Source organism: Deltaproteobacteria bacterium (assembly GCA_016213065.1).
GTDB lineage: Bacteria > UBA10199 > UBA10199 > SPLOWO2-01-44-7 > SPLOWO2-01-44-7 > JACRBV01.
Window position 1 is genome coordinate 1 of record JACRBV010000015.1, and the last position, 20,990, is coordinate 20,990.

Consider the following 20,990-nt stretch of genomic DNA (forward strand, 5'->3'; position numbering starts at 1 on the left):
GTGATAGAAAAAACAACAGCCAACGCACAACATGCTTTTTATTACAAAGTTCTCAACGTTGCCGCCGCAACCGTTGAACACGGAAACGGCGCGCAAACTGACATCAAATCCGTAACGGTCTTCACGGAAGGTAGCGCCTGCAAGGCACAGCGTCTCGCAACCGCCGCTGTGGGCACTAATCTTTCCAATGCAAAAAAATTATTAAAAGATGGGGGAGCAACTCGTTTTGTTTTGATTGATCAAAATGGAAACTTCCTCCAAAACCCTTGAGGAATTTATGAAAAAAACACTTTTATTTTTGCTTCTGCTCTGTCTGGCGCCGCAATGGGCAAACGCATCCCCCACGCAATTTTATCTGGAAGATGTGATCGGCGACAATCTCAAGGCCCGCATTTACGTCGCGGCAGACACGACCGCGCAATCGCAAGTACAAGACGCCCTTTATCGGGCGACCGACCACGCAAAAGCAACCTTTGCCAAATTGAATGTCAACAACCCCGACAGCGAAGTTTCTCAAATCAACCAGAAAAAAACGGCGGGAACTTTTACTTTAAGTGCCGAGTTGGCAAAAGCCATTGAAACAGCACAATCTGTTTCAAAACAAACCGATGGTTTTTTTGATATTACGTTCAATTCTCCAAGTGGAAATTATAAAAGTCTAAAAATCGACACAAAAAACAACGTTCTCACAATTAAGGAGAACAATGTCACGATCGATCTGCGTTATATTCTTTCCGGTTTTCTGGCTGATCTGATTGCAGAAGACCTTTCCAACGCCGGCTGGAAAAACGCACTGGTCAAGGTGGATGAAACTTATGTTGCCAATGGAAATGACATCAGCGAACCATGGAAAATTCCGGTGCTAACGCCCACCAACACTATCGCCAAACGCGCCCTTCTCTACCGTTCAACCGATACCGCCGCCGCTACTTTGGGTAGCAAACAACTGCAAGACATCATCAATCCCAAAACAAAATCGGCGGTTACTTCCGATTTAAAATTGGTAACGATTTTTACGAAAGGCGCCGCCAAAGCACAGGGCACCTCCGCGGGCATTTATGCAATGGGACGTGAAGACGGAAAAATTTTCCTCCTGCGACACTCCGAATTCCGCGGCGTCTTCGGCGACAACACTGGCACCCTCACCAACATTCCAGAATTTAAGTAGAAATCGCTAAATTTTTTTCAAATATTTCAAAATGGCGCGGGCAAAGGCGTCAAAATCGTTGAGATTATTCTTTAAAAAAGAAACCAGCTTTCTGGATTCTACCTTGATGTATTCGTGAACAAGGATATTTCTGAATCTCGCCATATTCGCCAGTTTTTTCGCAAGCTTATCCGGCAAAATACCCACCTCTGCCAAACGCGCCGGGATATCAGCATACGTTTCCACATTGTTAATATTCAAAGAGGCAAGAATGTGACCGCCGATATCAATGAGGTTTTGAATCGCCAAGTGAAATGCCCTTTCAACGGCAAATCGCTCTTCAATATTGGCAATTAAGCTTTTTTCTTCAATGCCTTTCTTGCTATGAAGATAGACAAGAGACGCCTCCATTTCTTTCAGGTGCCCATAAACAGTATTTTTATCAAGCGGTGTCATCATCCCCTCCCAAACAAACCGGTCCTTATGCGTTTTTTCAAATAATGGGCAAAAATTTCTCTGATGGCCATGGTGTCAAGATAAAGCGAGCGTGTTTTTACAATAAAATTGTAAAGAAGTTTTTTGTCAAAACAAGTAATGATTTTACCGCCATTGATAACGGAATACTGAAGCGACAGAGGAGCCTCTGCAAGATTGACTAAATCCATATCATCCCGATGAAATTTTCCCGATATTTCCAGAAACAGAGCATCCTCCTGTCTGTGGGTAAGCGTTCTCTTCGGAAGGAAGGCAATGTCTATATCGCTTAATTTATTAGCCCTTGATGTTGCCACTGACCCAAACAGAAAAAAGGCTATGATTTTGTATTTTTTACAAAGTTCAGAGAGTTTCTTTTTCATTTTGTTTTGGCGCTAGCATAGCACTTGTTTTATTGCAAGGCCATGAACAAGAACTGTGGAGTTCCTTGACAACTTTTTACCCCCCTGTTAGCTTGCGACACATTCATGTCAAAACAAAATAAAAATCAGGAGCTTAACAGTGAAGTGCTCAACGAACGTTCAAGTCAAATTTTAAGTCTTTTGATCACCGATTATATCGCCACCGCTGATGCGGTCGGCTCCAGACAGCTTTCCAAACGGATTGAGCAATGCCTCTCCCCTGCCACAATCCGCAATATTATGTCCGACTTGGAAGAAATGGGGTATCTCACGCAACCCCACACCTCCGCAGGACGGGTTCCGACTACCAAGGGACTTCGTTATTATGTCGACTCTTTGGTGGAGACCCGGTCCCTTTCGGATCAGGAAAAAACGGAAATTGAATCTCATTACCCTGTTTTGGGACAGGATATTCCATCCCTGATGCGTCACACCGGAAAAGTACTCGCTCAAATTTCAAAGTATGCAGGCGTTGTGCTGACACCCTGCTGGGGGAAAACAATTTTCAAGCACATCGAATTTCTTCCGCTCTCGCGCGGGCGACTGCTCGGCATTTTTGTTTCGCAAACCGGAATGGTGGAAAACAGAATTCTGGAAGTCACTGAGGATTTTAATTATCGCGAACTGGAAAAAATCAACAACTACTGCAATGCCCGTTTTGTGGGACTCACCTTGGAAGACGCACGTGAAAAAGCGGCGCAGGAACTTTCCCGGGCGCACAAAGAATATGACAAACTTCTTTTGCAGTCCCTGCTTCTTTCACAGGAATTGTTGGGCGGCATTCAGCCACCGGATTTGGTTGTGGAAGGAGAAGCGCATTTGGTGGGCGTGCCGCATTTTGCAACGTTGGATCGCGTCAAAGAGCTCATGGTTTCGCTTGATGAAAAACGGCAGATTTTGAAAGTACTTGATTCGTGTCTGGAGAGTTCCGGAATCCGCATCTTCATTGGCTCTGAGAGTCACTGCGAGCCGGTTAAAAATTTAAGTCTCATCACCGCGACCTACGGACAGGGAAAAGATATTTTGGGGACATTGGGTGTCATCGGTCCAACCAGCATGGATTATTCCCGTTTGATTCCGATGATTGATTTCACGGCAAAACTGGTTACGAATTTTTTGCAAAATAATGAGGCGGAATAAACTATGTCTGATCCATTCAAAAACAAAGTTGAAGATTTAAAAAAAGCACTTCAAAAAAAGAAACTGCAAGAGCAAACCCAGCAAGAACCTTCGGTAGAAACGCCTCCGGAACTTGTGGAACTGCAAAATAAATTGCAAACCGCCGAAGAAGAAGCAAAACAAAATTATGACAAACTTCTGCGTGCGGTTGCCGAATTTGATAATTACAAAAAACGCGTCGCCAGAGATCATGAAGAACGGGTTAAATACAATTTGGAAAATGTCCTGAAAGAACTACTTCCCGTCATGGATGATTTTGACCGGCTCATGGATCATCTCCCCGCCTCGGAATCGCCGGAAATACAAGGGTTGACCGAAGGGGTAAAACTTTTGCACCGTCATTTCATGACCGCCATGAAAAAATTTCATCTCGAAGAAGTGAAAACGGAAGACGAAAAATTTGATCCCCACGCACATGAAGCTCTCAATCAGGTGGAAAGCGATGAACATGAAGATGGAGACATCGTCACCTGCCATCGCAAAGGTTATCATCTGCATGAACGTCTGCTCCGCCCGGCTCTTGTAACAGTGGCCAAGCGTAAGGAGAATGTTTAAAATGGACCATAGACTATGGACCATGGACTATGGACCAACGATAAAAAGTAATTGGTCTATTGTCCATGGTCTATTGTCTATGGTCCTTCTGCTGACCCTCACGGCTTGCGGAACCAGTGGAACTCCACCGCCCAAAAGTTCCCAGCACACGCCTCCCCCTTCTTCTCTCCAAAAAGTCTGGGAAGATCCCGAACAACTTTTTAAGGAAGCCCGGAAAAATTATCGGGCCGGAAATTACTCCGTTGTGGCAACAGCTCTCGAACGTATTTTGACCGTTTATCCCAAAAGTAGTGTGGTACCTGAAGCAAAAAAAATGTCTGAGGAAATTCAGACGCGCCTTGGAAGCGCCGGCGTTAAAATCGGCGTGCTTCTCCCGTTAAGCGGTTCCTATGCACGCTTCGGAGAAGCAGTACTGGACGGCATTTCCTGCGCCATCGGTCTTTTTGATCCGTGCGGAAGCAACAATTCAAAAACACAGATCGTGGTACGCGATACAAAAGGAAGTCCCAGCCTTGCCGCGCAGGAAGTTCAGGATCTCGTTGAAAAAGAAAAAGTGTCCGCGATTATCGGCCCACTTCTTTCCACCGAAGCCCCGGGCTCCGCCGCAAAAGCTCAAGCATTGCAAATTCCGATGATTGTTCTGGCACCGCAGGAAGGAGTCACCAACGCCGGTGATTTTATTTTTCAACACACCTTGCAACCTCAAAACGAGGTGTCGGCTCTTGTGCAAGAAGCAACCAAAGAGGGTTTGAAAAAATTTATTCTTCTTTATCCCAACAATCCCTATGGAAAAGAATACCAACTTCTTTTTACGAATGAACTGATGCAAACAGGAGCCGGTAAAGTGATTGCGACAAAAAGCTATTCCGCCGATCTTGCCGACTTCAACAGCCTCATCGAAGAACTAAAATTAAAAACCGTGGCTCGCGTCGGCATTTTTATTCCCGACTCCTACAAAGAGGTCGCCGAAATTGCACAGGCATTGGAGATGGCGGGCATTCAGGGACCGAAACTTTTTGGTCCTTCGCGCTGGTATCATCCCAATCTTTTGTCCCAGAAAATTGCAAACCTTGACGGGGCTTTTATGGATACGTCGTTTTATCCCGACGCCAATCGGGAGGCGACAAAGTTTTTTGCCGACGCATTTTTAAAAACCTACGGCAATTCCCCCGCTTGGCTGGAAGCTTTCGCCTACGATGCAACGCGCCTTCTCCTGAATGCACTTGGGCCCAACATCAATCATCCCTCTACCGATACGCGCAACACATTGCTCGCCATCCAAAATTTTCCCGGTGTGGTGGGTTCTCTTTCATGGAGCGGACAGCGCGTTTCGAAATGGCCTCTTGATATTATTGCCGTCCATGAAAACCGCTTTCAAACGGTAAGCCATCCATGACCGAAATGGAGCTCATCAATTTTCTGACGAAAAGAATTCCGCGCAAGAAAGGCGCGTTGCGAACAGGCATCGGAGACGATTGCAGTGTCATCCGCGTAGGCTATAAAGATATTTTGATCACCTGCGACAATCTTGTTGAAAACATTCACTTCAAAAAAAAATGGGGGCCGTGGCAAACATGGGGACACAAAGCCGCCGCCACGGCGCTGAGCGATATTGCCGCTATGGGAGGCACACCCCGTTTTGCGTGGGTTAATCTGGAAATTCCAAAAAATATGAACGCTGGAGACATCAAAAAATTCTATGCGGGTTTCCTGAAAGTTTTGAAACAGTTTGACACCATCCTTGCGGGGGGAAACATCACGCGCTCTCCAAAATATTTTGGGGCCACCACCACCGTTTGGGGAGAAGCTCCAAAGGGCAAAGCCATGTTGCGGAAAAACGCGAAACCCGGAGACAAAGTTTATATTTCAGATTCCGTGGGGGGAAAATCTTTTACACCCACTCCCCATATTCAGTTGGGACAACAGATTCTTAAAAGAGGTTGTCGTTGTTGCATTGACGTAAGCGACGGACTTCTGCAGGATTTGGGTCACATCGCCAAAGCTTCGAAAGTAAAAATTATTCTCCGCGCCGACAAAATCCCGCACAAAGGAAATTTGAAAGAAGCACTGACAAATGGCGAAGATTACATCTTAGCCTTCACCGGAAACTTACCATATAGTAACAGGTACCATATGGTAGGCGAGGTGCGAAGGGGCAAACCCGGCGTGGAAGTTATTAACAAAAAAGGGGGATTACTTTTATTTTCGAAACAGGGTTTTCAACATAGAGTGGCGGACCAATGATCTTTTCTTTTTTCTCACACCTGATGCCTCTTCTTTCTTTGCTCCTGCTTTCCGCTTTTTTTTCAGGGACGGAAACGAGTCTTTTTTCCTTGAGCCGGTCACAACTTGCCCACTTCAAAAAATCGGGAGAACCGCAGGCAAAAATGCTCCTCCAGTTTTTGTCGAAACCGCGGGATATTTTGGTAACTCTTTTGTTTGGAAATGAGTTGACCAACATCGCCCTCTCCATTTTTATTGCGGGTGTTGTCTATAAAATCATGGGACCCGAAAATTTTGAAACCTCGGCTTTTGTATCGGTGGCGGCGGGCACAACACTTGTTCTGATTTTTGGCGAAATCATTCCCAAAAATTTTGCCATCACACATGCCTCTGCACTGGCGCCGTTTCTGGTCTATCTGCTCAAACCTCTTTACGTCATTTTAAAACCGCTTCGCCATATTCTGGCCACCTTCTCCGAGTGGATCATCGCGAAATTCGGCGGAGAATTGCGCAAAGAATCACCTCTCATTGTGGAGGAAGAATTCCGATACCTTGTGGAACTGGGTGCCAGCGCCGGACAGGTGGCGGAAGAAGAAAAAGAGATGATCCACAAAGTTTTTGAATTTGGCGAAAAAATTGTCTCCAACATCATGATACCGATGGGACTTGTCTTTTGCCTTCCCGTCGACATGCCCTACGAAGAACTTCTCAAGCAAATTCGTGAAACCCATTTTTCGCGCATCCCGATTTATGAAGGAAGCTCCGAAAAAATAATCGGACTTCTGTACGTCAAAGATCTTTTCTCGTTTGATCGACGCTGGAAAAAAGACAACAGTCTCTCTATTCGCGACATTTTACGTCCCCCTCTTTTTGTTTCGCACAAAAAACGGCTCGAAGATCTTCTTCAGGAATTCCGCCAAACCAAAATCCATATGGCAATCGCCGTGGATGAAAAAAACAGACCGCTTGGTGTGATTACCATCCATGACGCCCTGCAAGAACTTTTCGGGGAGGTGGAAGAATGACACTCGTCCTTCTTTTTCCGATTCTTTTTTTATGTCTTATGGCGGAAGGTTTTTTCTCCGGCACGGAGATGGCAGTGGTTCATTGCGACAAGCTGATGCTTCGTTCCCGCGCCCGCCAAGGTTCCAATCGGGCAAAAATTATTCTCGCTTTTCTGGCAAACCCGAGACGTTTTTTTTCAACAACCCTTTTGGGAACCAACCTGTCGGTTGTTACCGCTTCGGTCTGCACCACCTATTATATTGTGCAACATTGGGGCACTTCTTATGAAAGCTTGGCGCTTCTGCTGGCACCTATGACTTTGATTTTCGGAGAGATCGTTCCCAAAAGTCTTTATCAACACTACGCCAACACCATTGTCTTGCGCGTTGCATTTCCTTTGCAAATGTTTGGCTGGATCCTTTCACCGATTGTTTTTATATTATCCCGACTGACGGGCATTCTGCTTAGACGCGTCAGTCAACGGGTCGGGAAGGAATTGCCTGTCACACGCGATGAACTCGAAATGCTTCTGGAAGAGGGCGAAAAAAATCTCAATGAAACAAAAGAAACCACCGCGCGCCGAAGCATGATCTCCAGCATTTTTGAACTGGCCGACAAACGGGTGGCCAATATCATGACCCCGCTCGTGGACGTGGAGGCGCTGAGTCTTGATATCTCGCACGAAGAGGCGTGCAAAGCTTTTGAAGAAGAAGGTCATTCGCGCCTCCCTATTTATCAGGAACGCATCGTCAATATCGTGGGCATTCTTACCAACGCCGATCTACTGTTGTCAGAACCGGAAACTCCGGTCAAAGATCTGATGCGTCCCGCACACTATGTACCAGAGGGCATGCCGCTTGATGAGCTCTTCATCACCATGAAAAAAACGGGGGAACCGATGGTGATTGTGGTCGATGAATTTGGCGGCGCCAGCGGAATTTTAACGAACGAGGATGTCTTTGAAGAAATCGTCGGAGAAATTCAGGATGAATACGATTACCAACCCCCTTCCTATTATCGCATCGGCAAGGGACGTTATCTTGCAAGCGGCCGTCTCGGCATTTCGGAGGCAAATGAAAAATTAAAACTCGATATTCCTTTGGGCGATTATGAAACAATCGCGGGATTTTTGATTCACCAAATGGGAACCATCGCAAAAAGCGGTGCCATCTACCGTTTTGGCAAACTCGAATTTATCATTCACCGTGCAAACGAGCGCGCCATTCAAGAGGTAGAGATACGCCTGTTTTAAAAACCAAAAATTAAATATCAAAAATCAAAAATGCATACTAATACACCATCCATTTAATAAGTCGTCATTCCGGAATTTTTGCGAATGCAAAAATACTTGTCCCAGCGGTTGTAAGCTGGGATCCGGAATCCAGTGGGTCATAAGTTGGATTCCTGCTCCCTGCCTACTGCCTGCAGGGACAAGCTTCGCAGGAATGACAAAATAAATGAGTAGATTCCCACGGGCAAGCCCGTGGCACTTTTGAAAACGCGCTTTGCGCGAAAAAAGGAAGCATTCACCCATGCACAAGCGCATGGTACTCTGCGGGCTTGCTGGAGTGGAATCTACCGAGTGAGCAAAGCGAACGTGAGGGGGAGGCTCCGCCGGCTTTGCCGGTGGAGGGGGCGACGCAAGCCCCTACAAATAGTGTACTAAAAATAAAAAATTCTTCATTTTTGGATTTTAATTTGTGATTTTGGTTTTTGATTTTTAATTTTTGATTTAAAAAATGAAAACTACAATAGTCACAATTGAAAGATTGGTTTATGGCGGGAAAGGCTTAGGCTATCTGGATCGCAAACCGGTCTTTGTTCCGTTTGTACTTCCCGGAGAAAAAGTCAAAGTGCACATTGAAAGGCATCACTCACAATTTCTGGAAGCGGAGTTGTTGGAGGTGCTGGAGCCCGCACCGGATCGCATCGCCCCCCCCTGCCCCTATTTTGGGAAGTGCGGCGGTTGCCAGTGGCAACACATAAATTATGAAACACAATTAGTGTGGAAACAAAAAATTTTGGAAGAAACCCTGATACGCACAGGAAAAGTTGAAAACCCAAAAGTATTATCAACCATCCCTGCTCCAAAAATCTGGAACTGGCGCTCGCGCATCACGTTGCACAGCAATGAACGGGGAGCGGTTGGATTTTTTGAAGCCAACACGCATCGGGTTGTCGATATTGAAAACTGCAAAATTTCGGATGAAGATCTCAACTTACAACTAAAAGAGATCCGGGGAAGGACTATGGACCATGGACCATGGACCAAGAGGGATTACGAATTAAAAAGTACCACGCAGTTAGGTTTCACACAGGTCAATCCTTTACAGAATGAAAACTTAAAAAAATTATTGTTGGAATGGGCAAAACCCCTCCCCCATGAAAACATCATCGAACTTTTCTGCGGTGGCGGTAATTTCACCGAAATTCTGATTCCGCTGGCAAAAAAAATCGCCGCGGTTGATTCAGACCGCAACTGCATCGAACACGCCGTCAAAACATTAAAGAAGGAGAACGTCCAATTTATCTGCTCCGATGCCGTTCGCTATTACGCACAACTTCCCAAAGAAACTCCGGTTGATCTTCTGGTATTGGACCCCCCAAGAGACGGCGCTTCCGGAGTTGTGGAGGGAGTTCTAAAAACCAACCCCACAAACATCCTTTATATTTCGTGTAATCCGGCAACCCTCGCCCGCGATATCAAATACCTGAAAGACTTCGCAGGTTACGAACTCGTCCAATCCCAACCCATCGACATGTTCCCCATGAGTTATCACATAGAATGCTTAAGCTGGATCAGACAGAAATTTGTTGCCTGAAAAAACGGGATTTGTTAGTTTTTAGCTGTGATTACATCTTTCAAAAAAATCAACGAATCATATTACAGATCCAGCGGAGTTGATCTTACCATTCTTTGGGAAAATCTTCACCGGTCGCCCACAGAACGCATTCTACATCATCAGCAAATGCTGGCACTCGTGGAAGAAGCCAGAAAAACAGTCAAAAACAAAACCCGCCGTCACCCGCAATGATAATTCATTATTGTTTCGTTGCCGGATCTGATCCGCTCCAAAAAATCAGCGGGTCGCAAAAAAAATCTGCTTGTCTTGGATGAGCTGGAAGCCCTTTTGGAAATCAGGACAAAATCAAAAAAATAGGCCCATTTTTATTTTACCTTTTCATTTGACTTCTTTATTAAAAATCCATTAGTTGTAGCGACTTTTTTAGGAGGTGATTTAAATTATGCCGGGAATTATTTTGAAGGAAGGTGAAAGTTTTGAAGGGGCGCTCCGCCGTTTCAAAAAGCAGTGCGAAAAATCAGGTATCCTTACGGAACTCAAAAAGCGGGAATATTTTGAAAAGCCCTCTTTGAAAGCCAAACGGAAATCGATTCAGGCCCATAAAAGAGCAACACGTAAAAGCAGATATTAAACCGTCATCCCGACCCCGTATCGTAGTACGGGGCAGGCTCCAGTCGGGATCCAGAACTGGACTCCGGCTTCCGCCGGAGTGACGTTGGAGCATTATGTCCTTAAAACAAAAAATGGAAGAGGATTTGAAGCAGGCCTTGAGAGACAGAGCGTCTCTCAAGGTTTCCTGCTTGCGCATGGTCAAAGCCGCCGTCAAAAACAAGGAAATTGATTTGCGCGCCGAACTCAATGACACACAGGTGATCGGCATCTTGACCACGCTGGCCAAACAACGGCGGGAATCCATTGAAATGTTTAAAAAAGGAAATCGTCCCGACCTCGTTCAGAAGGAAGAAGAAGAATTGGCCTTTATTGAAACGTATCTTCCCAAACAAATGGATGAAGCAGAGCTAACCAAAATTATTGAAGCCGCCATCGCAGAAGTTGGAGCCAAAGCTTCTTCCGATGTCGGCAAAGTCATGAAAGCGGTCATGCCCAAAGTGGCGGGCCGCGCCGACGGCAAGATTGTAAACATTTTGGTTTTAAAAAAACTGGTGCAGTAAAAATTAAAGATTAAAGACCAGAAATAAAAAACACAAACCGAAAATCAAAAATTTTTGACTTTTAATATGTGTTTTTGATTTTTAACTTTTGGTTTTTGGTTTTCCAAAAAATTATGGCTTCCAAAGAACTCTTGGAAGAAATACGCAGACGCCTCTCGATTGTTTCCCTCGTCGGAGAAAGGGTCCCCCTTAAAAAAAGCGGCCGCAACTTCAAAGGCCTCTGCCCTTTTCATCAGGAAAAAACTTCCTCTTTTATGGTGAATGAAGAAAAACAGATCTTTCATTGTTTCGGGTGCGCCGTTGGAGGGGATATCTTCACCTTTCTCATGAAAATAGATGGTTTAACTTTTCCGGAAGCACTGGGAGAATTGGCTAAAAAAGCTGGCGTTAAGTTGCCGACTTTATTGAAGAAAGAAGATTCCGAAGCCAATGAAGAATGGGCCCGGCGTAAGGCATGGGGGTTTCGGGTCAATGAAATCGCCCAAAAACACTTCCTTCAAACCCTCAAGGACCCAACTCTTGGCAAGGGTGTTAGAGACTATCTTCAGTCGAGGGGAATAAATCTTGAGACAGCCAAGCAACATTTTTTGGGTTATGCCGATAAGGAATGGGAATCGTTAGTCACCCTTTTTAAAGAGGCAAAAGCCCCTCTGAAATTGGCTCTGGAATTAGGCCTTATTAAGGAGAGGGAAAAAGAGGGCGGTTACTACGATTTTTTTAGGGAGCGACTCATGTTTCCAATATTAGACATTCAGGGAAAGGTGATCGGCTTTAGCGGCCGCATGCTGGGAACTACAGAGGGCGCAAAGTATCTCAATTCTTCCGACTCCCTCATTTATAATAAATCGCGGAGCCTCTTCGGACTCTATTGGGCAAAAGATGCCATCCGAACACAGGATGAAGTGATTGTGGTTGAGGGAAATTTGGATTTGATCGCCCTCAGACAAGCGGGCGTTGAAAATGTGGTCGCGCCTCTTGGAACAGCACTGACCAAAGAACATTTGGAACTTTTAATGCGTTATACTCGAAATTTTATTATTGCGTTTGATGGGGACAAAGCCGGCCAGCAGTCGGCGTTTCGCGCCCTTCCCGTCTTTTTGGATTTGGGATTAACTCCCAAAGTTTTGACTCTCCCCACCGGGGAAGACCCCGACAGCTTCGTTCGCAAGGAAGGAAAAACGGGATGGGATCCTCTAAAACAAAGGGCATTAACCCTGTTTGAATATTTCATGGAATGCACTTTTAGAGAGGCCGGAAAAGGGACGGCGGCCCAAGTCCATGCTTGGGAAAAAATCAGACCTATGCTAGAGAAAGTCGCCAATCCGTTGGAACAAAATATTTACAAAAAACAGATTGGAGAAAAGTTGGGCGTGGCGTTGCCGAACCTGAAGAAGGGCCAAAGACCATGGACCATGGACCATGGACCCAAAGAAAAACCGGCAATGCAATATCCCGAAGAAGAAAAACTGTTGATTGCCGCGATGGTTTTAAAACCAAAGGTGTTGAAAATGATTCAAAACGCCGGAGATATTTTTACCGACTCCCGTTTGAAAAAAACAGCGGAAACCTTGTTCCAGCAATACAAAGAAGACGGGGATGTTTCCATTTCAACCCTTCCCCAAGACATGGACGCTGTGTTGTCGGGATGGATTCGCGAAATGGCTTTGCGTGAAGATGGAGAAACAATTTGGGAAAGGGCCGTTACAGATTGCCTGTCCAAAATTAAAAATAAAAATTTAGGCTTACAACTGTCACAACTCAATCAGGAAATTAAAACAGCCGAATCACAGGGAGACGAGGCAAATCTTAAAAAACTTTTGACCGAAAAAACAAAATTAATTGGAACAAAAAGAGGTGTTTAATTATGGGCAAACCCGAACCGGAAGTAAAAGAGGTACAACGACTTATCGACCGAGGCAAGGAGAAGGGCTTTTTGACCTACGAAGAGGTCAACGACGCGCTTCCATCCGATGTCGTTTCCTCAGACCAGCTTGATACCATGCTCTCCATGTTCGACGATCTTGACATTGAAATTGTCGACAGCGAAGAGACCGGTCAACAACTCAAGCAAAAAACCGAAACAAAAATCGCCAAAGAAGAAGAGAAAGAAGCTGAAGCTCAGGTTGAAGAAGAAGCCACCGCTTTAAGAACCACCGATCCGGTCCGCATGTATCTGAGAAAAATGGGACAGGTGGCTCTGCTCACTCGCGAAGGGGAAGTTGAAATCGCCAAGCGCATTGAAGAGGGCGAAAACAAAATTTTGACGATCATCCTCTCCTCCCCCATCGGCGTAAAAGCCCTTCTAGATATGGGCGAGCGGTGTGCCAAACAAAAAATTCGTCTTTCAGATCTCGTTAAAGATGTCGATGATTTTGACACCGAAGAGGGAGAAGGTTTTGACGAAGATGGTTGTCGCGCCAAAATTCTCAAACTGATGTCGAAGATCAAGGCATTGAATAAAAAGGCGTCCCCGTTTGTTTCACAAATTCAAAATGCCCGTCTAAAGGAAGCCAGCAAAGAAAGCGCAAAACAAAAAGCGGCTCAAATTTATCAGGAAATGCTTGAGACCGTGCGTGAAATGAACCTGAACCAGAAAGCGGTCCAAGCCATTATCGAATACACCTACAGCACCATCAGAGCGATTCATGACAATGAAAGAATTCTGAAAAATTGTCACCGCAAGTTGCACGTTCCCGAGGACCAACTCAAAGAGACAATTCAAAAATATAAAAGAACCGATTATCAAAAACGTAAGTTGATGAAGGAAACGGATTTGAAAGCCTCTGAACTCGACAAAATTGCCGAAGATTTCCAAAAAGCGGAGCGTGAAATCAGCAGAATGCAGAGAGAAGTCGGCCAAACTATCGAAGAATTGCGAAAAACATATAACGACATCAAAAACGCACAGGACTTTGCCGAAAAAGCAAAAAATGAATTGGTGGAAGCCAATCTTCGCCTCGTTGTTTCGATTGCGAAAAAATATACCAACCGCGGTTTGCAATTTTTGGATTTGATTCAGGAAGGAAATATCGGACTCATGAAAGCGGTCGACAAGTTTGAATACCGCAGGGGTTACAAATTTTCGACTTACGCCACATGGTGGATCCGGCAGGCCATCACCCGCGCTATTGCTGATCAGGCGCGCACCATCCGTATTCCCGTGCACATGATCGAAACGATCAACAAGCTCGTGAGAACTTCGCGATACCTTGTGCAAGAATTGGGACGCGAACCGAGACCGGAAGAAATCGCCATCAAAATGGAATTGCCGCTGGAAAAAGTCCGCAAAGTTTTGCGCATCGCCAAAGAACCCATCTCTCTTGAAACACCGATTGGCGAAGAAGAAGATTCTCATCTCGGAGATTTTATCGAAGACAAAACCATCACGCCACCCGATGAAGCAGTCACACACGTCAGCCTCGCGGATCAGACACGTCGTGTGCTGGCGACATTAACGCCGCGCGAAGAAAAGGTGTTGAGAATGCGGTTTGGAATTGGAGAGCGCTCCGATCATACTTTGGAAGAGGTCGGAAAAGATTTTTCCGTGACGCGCGAACGTATCCGCCAAATCGAAGCGAAGGCGCTTCGCAAACTCCGTCACCCAAGCCGTGCCAAAAAATTAAAGAGTTTTGTGGATTGGTGAAAAAGGATATGTTATTTTTATAGTGAATTTATGTCTGCACTCAAAAAGTTCAAAACCTTTGAAGAAGCCACTCAGCAATCTTTGAAAGACTGTTACAGCCAGCCTCTTGACAAAGAAAAGGCTAGTGTTTTCTTGGAAGAATTATCCCGTCTTACCTCCCCTCCCTACAAACCGGGTGTTTATCGTTTTCGTACCTTTGAAGAAGCGGACGCATACGACTTGGAACAATATATTCGTTATGCCGCTGAAAAAGCCAACTCATGCTAACACTCAAAACCCTCACCGAAATCTGTAAACGCCTCAATCAGGCTGGCGTTGAGTACGGAATCATCGGCGGATTCGCGATTTTTTTGCACGGCTACGAAAGAACAACCAAAGACATCGATCTACTGATAGATCCTTCTGAAACCAATATCAACAAACTCAAAGGGGCTTTGAAAGATGTGTTGCCGGAAGCCTGTCATGAATTGACTACCGATGATGTCATCAACAATGTCGTGGTTCGCATGTCCGGAGAAAATCTGGTTGTCGATTTGATGGCCAAAGTGGGAGATATCACCTACGCCAACGCGAAATTTGTTCCGGAAACCATTGAAGAAGTTATTATTCCCGTTGCCGATCTGGACACCATGATTGAACTAAAAAAGGGAGTCCGTGACAGAGACCAACGCGATTATCTTTTTTTGAGAGGTAAAAAGGAGTTCCTTGAAAGACAAAAATAGCAACTTATTGTCACAACAACTCACCATTTTTGGTTTCGGATCTCAGGGAAAAACCCAAGCACTCAATGCACGCGACAGCGGATGGAAGGTGCGGGTTTTTTTGCGTCCCGAAAGTAAACGAATTCCGGAAGCCCAAGCGGAAAAAATCACCGTTTTTACAGACCCCGTAGAAGCCGCACGCCAAACGACCATCGCCGTAATGCTACTTCCCGATTCGGTCCAACCTGAATTCTGGGAAAAATATTTGAAGCCGAATTTTCCAGAAGGCGCTTCTCTCATTTTTGCCCACGGGTTCAACATCCATTTCAAACAAATCACACCGCGCCCGGATATGGACTGTCTGCTCGTGGCCCCTTCTTTGCAAGGCGACGGACTTCGCTACAATTATTTGCAAAAAGAAACGGTTCCCATTTTAACCGCGGTGGCACAAGACGCCACCGATAAAGCCTACCGGCTCGTGGAAGATTACGCGGGAGCGATCGGCGGAAAAAATGTCCGCATTTTCCCTTCCACTTTCAAAGAAGAAACCGAAACCGATCTTTTTGCCGAACAAGCCGTTCTTTGCGGCGGCATTAACACCCTCATCAAAACCGGTTTTGACACACTGGTTCAGGCCGGTTACAACCCCGAAATCGCCTACTACTGCTGTCTCAAGGAATTGCGTGCAATGGCGGAGGGGCTTTATCGCTACGGCATTCAAGGCTTGCGAGGTCGCATCAGTGAAACCGCCCGCTACGGCGACCTCACAAGAGGCCCGCGCATTATCGACGAAAAAGTGCGCCACACCATGAAGGTTGTGCTCGACGAAATTTGCTCTGGCAAATTTACCGAAGAATTACTAAAAGAAAAAAACGCCGGTTGGCCTACGATGAAAAAACGATTGGCCGAAGAGGATAAAGAGTTGATTGAAAAAGTTGGGAAAAAAGTAGATTGATTTCTCTAAATTGTCATTCCCGCGAAAGCGGGAATCCAGTCCCCGTATCGTGGTACAGAGTGGTTTTTTAACAAGTTCTGGATCCCCGCCTTCGCGGGGATGACATTATTAACGATTTTAGACTAAATATATGATTCGCGTTCGCTTTGCACCCTCTCCTACAGGTCATCTCCACATCGGTGGTGCTCGCACTGCCTTGTTCAACTATCTGTTTGTGCGCCGCGCAAAAGGCACGTTTATTCTGCGCATTGAAGATACCGATCAAGAACGCTCCACACAGGAATATACCGACTCGATTTTGAAGGGAATGGAATGGATGGGGATGGAATGGGATGAAGGTCCCTTTCATCAAATGGAACGTATCGATCTTTACCGCGAACATGTTGAAAAACTTTTGAAAGAGGGAAAAGCTTATCGTTGTTATTGCACCGCCGCAGAACTCGACATCAAGAGGAAAGCCTTACTGGCCGCGGGCAAGAAACCGAAGTACGAGGGAACGTGTCGGGAACTGGACCATGGACAAGGGACCACGGACCAGAGACCCTACTGCATTCGCTTCAAAGCACCGCAGGAAGGAACCGTTACCTTCAACGACATTTGCCGCGGAGAAATTTCGGTGAACAAAGAAGAACTCGACGACATGATTATTTTGCGCACCGATGGAACCCCGACTTACAATTTCACCGTTGTTGTTGATGATGTAACCATGAACATCACACACGTCATCCGCGGCGATGATCATCTTAACAATACCCCGCGCCAGATCCAACTTTATGAGGCCTTCGACTACCCTACTCCGCAGTTTGCCCATCTGCCGATGATTCTGGGACCCGACAAACAAAAATTATCCAAACGCCACGGCGCCGTTTCGGTCATCGAATACAAAGCGATGGGTTTTTTACCCGAAGCCATGCTGAATTATTTGGCGCGGCTCGGTTGGTCTCACGGAGATCAGGAAATTTTTTCAAAAAAAGAATTGATAGAACATTTTGATTTGAAGGTGGTTGGCAAATCACCCTCGGTGTTCGACATTGGAAAATGCACGTGGGTCAACAGCCAGCATATGCAAAAATTGAGTCCAATGGAATTGGTCGGTTGGACAAAACCCTATCTTGAAGCGCTGGGCGTGCGCGTAGATGATTCCGAATTTGCCGCCAAAGCCATCTGTTCTGAAAGAGAGCGGGGCAAAACATTGAAAGAGCTCGCCGAAATTTCCGCTTTTTATTTCCGCGATGAAGTCCTCTGGGATGACAAAGCCGTGCAAAAATGGCTTAACCCCGATGGAAAGCAAAAACTCCAAAAACTCCAAATGGCTTTCCAGCAACTCACAACTTGGAATGCAGAAACCCTCCAAAAAACCTTTGATACCGTGATGAAAGAACTGGGGCTAAAAAAAATGGTGGAACTGGCCCAACCGGCCCGAACCGCCCTGACCGGCACCAGCGTCAGCCCGGGCCTTTTCGAAGTCATGACGATTCTGGGAAAAGAAAAAGTCCTCAAACGCTTCGAACACGCCCTCCACAAATCAGCGTAAAAAAACAAGCAACTATTTTTGGTTTTTGCCGATACCTATGTCGCTTATGAAAGTAGACAAAAGAGATAACCAAGGCCCAGAACTTGCCGCATGGTCTAGCCCTCAGATGGATAACGCTTTATCGGAAGACAATCAGCAGTTTTCCGGATGCGCACAACTCCCTATCGACGCCTTTGTCATGGGCGATGCAAAAAAGCGCGAGAGGCTTCTTCCACATCTCCATGATATAAATACAGTTTACTGTCGCGAAATTCGGAAAGGACTTCCGGCAACTGTATCTGAAACAGATTTTCGCCGCCTCCTTGCCGATAAAGCTTTCGAAATTGCTGGTGAAGGTTCCTCCCTTTTTGAAAGAGGCGTCAATCTTGCGTTGTGGATAACGCTCGGTGAAAACGACGCTCAAGCCATTGCACCGATAGTTGTTGTGCTGGGCATTATGGTTGCCGGTGCGTTGAAGTCCATGTCTGCAAGGAGTACGGGTTGCGGTGGTAATGCAGAGTCTTCCATATCGGATTTGGATAATGACGGTGTCCTAGATGATAAAGACAATTGCAGACTGGTTCCAAATCCCCAACAGAGGGATATTGACAAAGATGGAATAGGCGACGCGTGCGATGATTCAAACGACAATGGCATCAAGGATGACAAAGAAGCACCCGGTGACCGAGACGGCGATGGCATTCCTAATTACCAAGATAGAGACGATACTGATGGTCCCCTTGCCGACGCCGATGGCGATGGACTTCTCAACGGAGTAGAAGAAAAAATTGGTACAAAGCCCTACAGGGCAGATTCCGATGGCGACGGCATTAACGACAACATCGAAGTTGGCCCGGATATCAATAACCCCAAAAATACAGATGGAGATAACATCATTGATGCGCTGGATGAAGACGACGATGATGACCTGGTTTTAACCAAAGATGAGCTTCTTTTTGGAACGGATCCTCATGAACAGGATTCCGATGGGGATGGTTTGTGGGATGGAGCCGAATGGGGACTAAATCCCCAATCCCCGTTGGATACAGACGGAGATGGAATCATCAATGCGCTGGATTACGATGACGACGGCGATGGAAAACCAACGGCAGAAGAAGGCGGCGGTGACACAGATATGGATGGTGTTCCAAATTATCTTGACGCAAATGACATCGATGGCCCGCTGTACGATGCAGATGGTGATGGTCTCTCAAATGGGTTGGAGATCATACTAAAAACGGACCCGTATAAAAGAGATTCGGACGATGATGGTATTGATGATGATGTAGAAATTGGTCGCTGTTGTGTCCCTCCGGATACGGATAATGATGGGCTTATTAATGCACGGGATAGTGACGATGACGGCGACGGAATTTCCACAAGGGATGAGCTTATGATTACTCATACCCAGTATCTTAATCCCGACACCGACAGAGATGGACTTGATGACGGTGTTGAAATTGGGCCGGACCTTTACCATCCAAAAGATACAGATGGCGACGGCACTCCCGATGCCTTTGACACAGATGATGACGACGACGGACTTCGTACGGAATGGGAAGTGGCAATTCACACAAATCCGCTGAGCAAAGATACAGATGGTGACGGGCTCGAAGACAAGGAAGAAGTGGGTACCGATCTCGAACATCCAAGAGACACAGATGGTGATGGCATACCCGATGCACTAGACCCTGACGATGACAACGACGGCAAACCCACGCTAATTGAGGGGGGAATCGATGTCGATGATGACGGGGACGGAATCCCCAATTGCCGTGATGCAAATGACAAGAACGGTCCGCGCGGAGATTTGGATGGGGATGGCATTGAAAATAATCGCGACAATTGTCCGACGATTCCGAATGCCGATCAAAAAATTTCCTTTACCGGTATGACTTTGGGTGATGCTTGCAATCCCGATGTGGATGGAGATGGCGTACCAGACAAAAAAGTTGGCCTAGATGGCAAACTGGTGCTCGGTCCGAACGGTCTTCCTGTGGCAATAGCGGGCAGGGAAACATGTGGAGATTTAAACGCACCCGCAACAGCTTGTTCAACAACAAGTTCCACTACAAACTGTTGCTATGACACTTGCGTTTCAACACCCAATCCGGATCAGCGGGATAGGAGTCACAACGATATCGGTGATATGTGTGACACCGATATTGACGGCGATGGCGTTCCAAATGAACGCGACAATTGTCCTGAAATTTCCAATCCGGATCAGGCTGATCTGGATGGAGACGGCAAAGGCGATGTCTGTGATAATGATAAAGATGGCGATGGTTTTCCAAATGAACGCGATAATTGTCCTTCAGTTTTTAATCCATATCAAAGTGACATAGACCATAATGATGTGGGCGATGCCTGCGATCCAGATAAAGATGGCGATGGTATTCCAAATGATTATGACAATTGTCCTACCGTTCCAAATCCGAACCAGAGCGACATAAACCGCAACGGTCTGGGCGATGCCTGCGATCCGGATATGGACGGCGATGGAGTTCCAAACGGCAACGACAATTGCCCAACGGTTCCGAATGCCGATCAGAAAATTTCCTTTAGCGGTGCAACTCTGGGTGATGCTTGCAATCCCGACATTGACGGTGATGGCATTTTAAATGAAGTGGACAACTGCCGTTACGTGGCCAATGCGGATCAAAAAGATTCTGACAATGATGGACTCGGAGATTTATGTGATCCGGACGATGACAATGACGGTGTGATGGACGATAGAGACTTATGTCCCAGCACTCCCGCCGGAGCCACAGTCAATGCCAGTGGTTGCGCCTTATCTCAAATAGATTCCGACAACGATCATGTGATGGATGATAGAGACACATGTCCCAACACTCCCACTGGTTCCACAGTCAATGCCAGTGGTTGCGCCTTATCTCAAATAGATTCCGACAACGATCATGTGATGGATGATAGAGACACATGTCCCAACACTCCCACTGGTTCCACAGTCGATGCCAATGGTTGTGCACCCTCTCAAAAAGATTCTGATTACGATGGTGTAAATGATGACAGAGACACATGTGCGAATACTCCCACCGGATTCCCAGTCGATGCCCATGGTTGCGCCTTATCTCAAATAGATTCCGACAACGATCATGTGATGGATGAAAGAGACACATGTCCCAACACTCCCAGTGGTTCAACAGTCGAAGCAAGTGGGTGAGACAAATCTCAAA

21 protein-coding genes are annotated in these 20,990 nt (G+C 46.1%); 19 read left to right on the forward strand and 2 right to left on the reverse strand.

Going from position 1 to position 20,990, the window contains the following annotated elements:
- Window positions 1–270, forward strand: a 270-nt coding sequence (locus HY877_00835; GenBank protein ID MBI5298834.1) for a hypothetical protein, incomplete at its 5' end; no start/stop codon positions are given.
- Between the two features lie 7 nt (window positions 271–277).
- Window positions 278–1,168, forward strand: a complete 891-nt coding sequence (locus HY877_00840; GenBank protein MBI5298835.1) for an FAD:protein FMN transferase — start codon at window positions 278–280, stop codon at window positions 1,166–1,168.
- Window positions 1,169–1,174: 6 nt separating this feature from the next.
- On the opposite strand, the gene HY877_00845 is transcribed toward HY877_00840, so the two are convergent.
- Window positions 1,175–1,606, reverse strand: coding sequence for a DUF86 domain-containing protein (locus HY877_00845; protein MBI5298836.1), 432 nt, complete (start codon window positions 1,604–1,606; stop codon window positions 1,175–1,177).
- Window positions 1,603–2,004 (reverse strand): nucleotidyltransferase domain-containing protein, encoded by a 402-nt coding sequence (locus HY877_00850; protein MBI5298837.1) that lies wholly within the window; start codon window positions 2,002–2,004, stop codon window positions 1,603–1,605. Before HY877_00850 ends, HY877_00845 begins: the two co-directional genes overlap by 4 nt.
- 105 nt (window positions 2,005–2,109) lie before the next feature.
- Between HY877_00850 and hrcA the strand changes: the two genes are divergently transcribed.
- The 17 genes from hrcA to HY877_00935 all read left to right on the forward strand — a co-directional run bounded on the left by hrcA (window position 2,110) and on the right by HY877_00935 (window position 20,977).
- The gene (gene hrcA, locus HY877_00855) at window positions 2,110–3,183 is read left to right on the forward strand and encodes a heat-inducible transcription repressor HrcA (protein ID MBI5298838.1); all 1,074 of its coding nucleotides are present in this window, start codon (window positions 2,110–2,112) and stop codon (window positions 3,181–3,183) included.
- 3 nt (window positions 3,184–3,186) lie between these two features.
- Window positions 3,187–3,777 (forward strand): nucleotide exchange factor GrpE, encoded by a 591-nt coding sequence (grpE, locus tag HY877_00860; protein ID MBI5298839.1) that lies wholly within the window; start codon window positions 3,187–3,189, stop codon window positions 3,775–3,777.
- A 1-nt stretch (window position 3,778) separates the two neighbouring features.
- Window positions 3,779–5,173, forward strand: coding sequence for a penicillin-binding protein activator (locus HY877_00865; GenBank protein ID MBI5298840.1), 1,395 nt, complete (start codon window positions 3,779–3,781; stop codon window positions 5,171–5,173).
- A complete protein-coding gene (locus HY877_00870) occupies window positions 5,170–6,021 on the forward strand; it encodes a thiamine-monophosphate kinase (GenBank protein ID MBI5298841.1) in 852 nt (283 codons plus the stop codon). Before HY877_00865 ends, HY877_00870 begins: the two co-directional genes overlap by 4 nt.
- On the forward strand, window positions 6,018–7,025 hold the full coding sequence (locus HY877_00875; protein ID MBI5298842.1) for an HlyC/CorC family transporter: 1,008 nt from the start codon (window positions 6,018–6,020) through the stop codon (window positions 7,023–7,025). The genes HY877_00870 and HY877_00875 overlap by 4 nt, the downstream gene beginning before the upstream one ends.
- A complete protein-coding gene (locus tag HY877_00880) occupies window positions 7,022–8,257 on the forward strand; it encodes an HlyC/CorC family transporter (protein ID MBI5298843.1) in 1,236 nt (411 codons plus the stop codon). Before HY877_00875 ends, HY877_00880 begins: the two co-directional genes overlap by 4 nt.
- Before the next feature lie 487 nt (window positions 8,258–8,744).
- A complete protein-coding gene (locus HY877_00885) occupies window positions 8,745–9,827 on the forward strand; it encodes a class I SAM-dependent RNA methyltransferase (GenBank protein ID MBI5298844.1) in 1,083 nt (360 codons plus the stop codon).
- Window positions 9,828–9,854: 27 nt separating this feature from the next.
- Window positions 9,855–10,040, forward strand: coding sequence for a hypothetical protein (locus HY877_00890; protein MBI5298845.1), 186 nt, complete (start codon window positions 9,855–9,857; stop codon window positions 10,038–10,040).
- A gap of 211 nt (window positions 10,041–10,251) precedes the next feature.
- Window positions 10,252–10,440 carry a 30S ribosomal protein S21 gene (locus tag HY877_00895; GenBank protein ID MBI5298846.1) on the forward strand — a complete coding sequence of 63 codons (189 nt, stop codon included), beginning with the start codon at window positions 10,252–10,254 and terminating at the stop codon, window positions 10,438–10,440.
- Window positions 10,441–10,534: 94 nt separating this feature from the next.
- Window positions 10,535–10,981: a GatB/YqeY domain-containing protein gene (locus HY877_00900; GenBank protein ID MBI5298847.1), complete on the forward strand. Its 447-nt coding sequence runs from the start codon at window positions 10,535–10,537 to the stop codon at window positions 10,979–10,981.
- Window positions 10,982–11,094: 113 nt separating this feature from the next.
- The gene (locus HY877_00905; protein ID MBI5298848.1) at window positions 11,095–12,843 is read left to right on the forward strand and encodes a DNA primase; all 1,749 of its coding nucleotides are present in this window, start codon (window positions 11,095–11,097) and stop codon (window positions 12,841–12,843) included.
- 2 nt (window positions 12,844–12,845) lie between these two features.
- Window positions 12,846–14,624, forward strand: coding sequence for an RNA polymerase sigma factor RpoD (gene rpoD, locus HY877_00910; GenBank protein MBI5298849.1), 1,779 nt, complete (start codon window positions 12,846–12,848; stop codon window positions 14,622–14,624).
- 30 nt (window positions 14,625–14,654) lie between these two features.
- Entirely contained in the window at window positions 14,655–14,891 is a 237-nt protein-coding gene (locus HY877_00915) for a hypothetical protein (GenBank protein MBI5298850.1), read from the forward strand.
- Window positions 14,885–15,346, forward strand: a complete 462-nt coding sequence (locus HY877_00920; protein ID MBI5298851.1) for a nucleotidyltransferase — start codon at window positions 14,885–14,887, stop codon at window positions 15,344–15,346. The genes HY877_00915 and HY877_00920 overlap by 7 nt, the downstream gene beginning before the upstream one ends.
- Window positions 15,330–16,280 (forward strand): ketol-acid reductoisomerase, encoded by a 951-nt coding sequence (ilvC, locus tag HY877_00925; protein MBI5298852.1) that lies wholly within the window; start codon window positions 15,330–15,332, stop codon window positions 16,278–16,280. The genes HY877_00920 and ilvC overlap by 17 nt, the downstream gene beginning before the upstream one ends.
- Before the next feature lie 130 nt (window positions 16,281–16,410).
- Window positions 16,411–17,814, forward strand: a complete 1,404-nt coding sequence (gltX, locus tag HY877_00930; GenBank protein ID MBI5298853.1) for a glutamate--tRNA ligase — start codon at window positions 16,411–16,413, stop codon at window positions 17,812–17,814.
- A gap of 46 nt (window positions 17,815–17,860) precedes the next feature.
- Complete coding sequence (locus tag HY877_00935) at window positions 17,861–20,977, forward strand: thrombospondin type 3 repeat-containing protein (protein ID MBI5298854.1); 3,117 nt, start codon at window positions 17,861–17,863, stop codon at window positions 20,975–20,977.
- Window positions 20,978–20,990: the final 13 nt, after the last annotated feature.

Coding starts and splice junctions, on each gene's coding strand:
- HY877_00840 (MBI5298835.1), top strand. CDS start 278: ATGAAAAAAACACTTTTATTTTTGCTTCTGCTCTGTCTGGCGCCGCAA.
- HY877_00845 (MBI5298836.1), bottom strand. CDS start 1,606: ATGATGACACCGCTTGATAAAAATACTGTTTATGGGCACCTGAAAGAA.
- HY877_00850 (MBI5298837.1), bottom strand. CDS start 2,004: ATGAAAAAGAAACTCTCTGAACTTTGTAAAAAATACAAAATCATAGCC.
- hrcA (MBI5298838.1), top strand. CDS start 2,110: ATGTCAAAACAAAATAAAAATCAGGAGCTTAACAGTGAAGTGCTCAAC.
- grpE (MBI5298839.1), top strand. CDS start 3,187: ATGTCTGATCCATTCAAAAACAAAGTTGAAGATTTAAAAAAAGCACTT.
- HY877_00865 (MBI5298840.1), top strand. CDS start 3,779: ATGGACCATAGACTATGGACCATGGACTATGGACCAACGATAAAAAGT.
- HY877_00870 (MBI5298841.1), top strand. CDS start 5,170: ATGACCGAAATGGAGCTCATCAATTTTCTGACGAAAAGAATTCCGCGC.
- HY877_00875 (MBI5298842.1), top strand. CDS start 6,018: ATGATCTTTTCTTTTTTCTCACACCTGATGCCTCTTCTTTCTTTGCTC.
- HY877_00880 (MBI5298843.1), top strand. CDS start 7,022: ATGACACTCGTCCTTCTTTTTCCGATTCTTTTTTTATGTCTTATGGCG.
- HY877_00885 (MBI5298844.1), top strand. CDS start 8,745: ATGAAAACTACAATAGTCACAATTGAAAGATTGGTTTATGGCGGGAAA.
- HY877_00895 (MBI5298846.1), top strand. CDS start 10,252: ATGCCGGGAATTATTTTGAAGGAAGGTGAAAGTTTTGAAGGGGCGCTC.
- HY877_00900 (MBI5298847.1), top strand. CDS start 10,535: ATGTCCTTAAAACAAAAAATGGAAGAGGATTTGAAGCAGGCCTTGAGA.
- HY877_00905 (MBI5298848.1), top strand. CDS start 11,095: ATGGCTTCCAAAGAACTCTTGGAAGAAATACGCAGACGCCTCTCGATT.
- rpoD (MBI5298849.1), top strand. CDS start 12,846: ATGGGCAAACCCGAACCGGAAGTAAAAGAGGTACAACGACTTATCGAC.
- HY877_00915 (MBI5298850.1), top strand. CDS start 14,655: ATGTCTGCACTCAAAAAGTTCAAAACCTTTGAAGAAGCCACTCAGCAA.
- HY877_00920 (MBI5298851.1), top strand. CDS start 14,885: ATGCTAACACTCAAAACCCTCACCGAAATCTGTAAACGCCTCAATCAG.
- gltX (MBI5298853.1), top strand. CDS start 16,411: ATGATTCGCGTTCGCTTTGCACCCTCTCCTACAGGTCATCTCCACATC.
- HY877_00935 (MBI5298854.1), top strand. CDS start 17,861: ATGAAAGTAGACAAAAGAGATAACCAAGGCCCAGAACTTGCCGCATGG.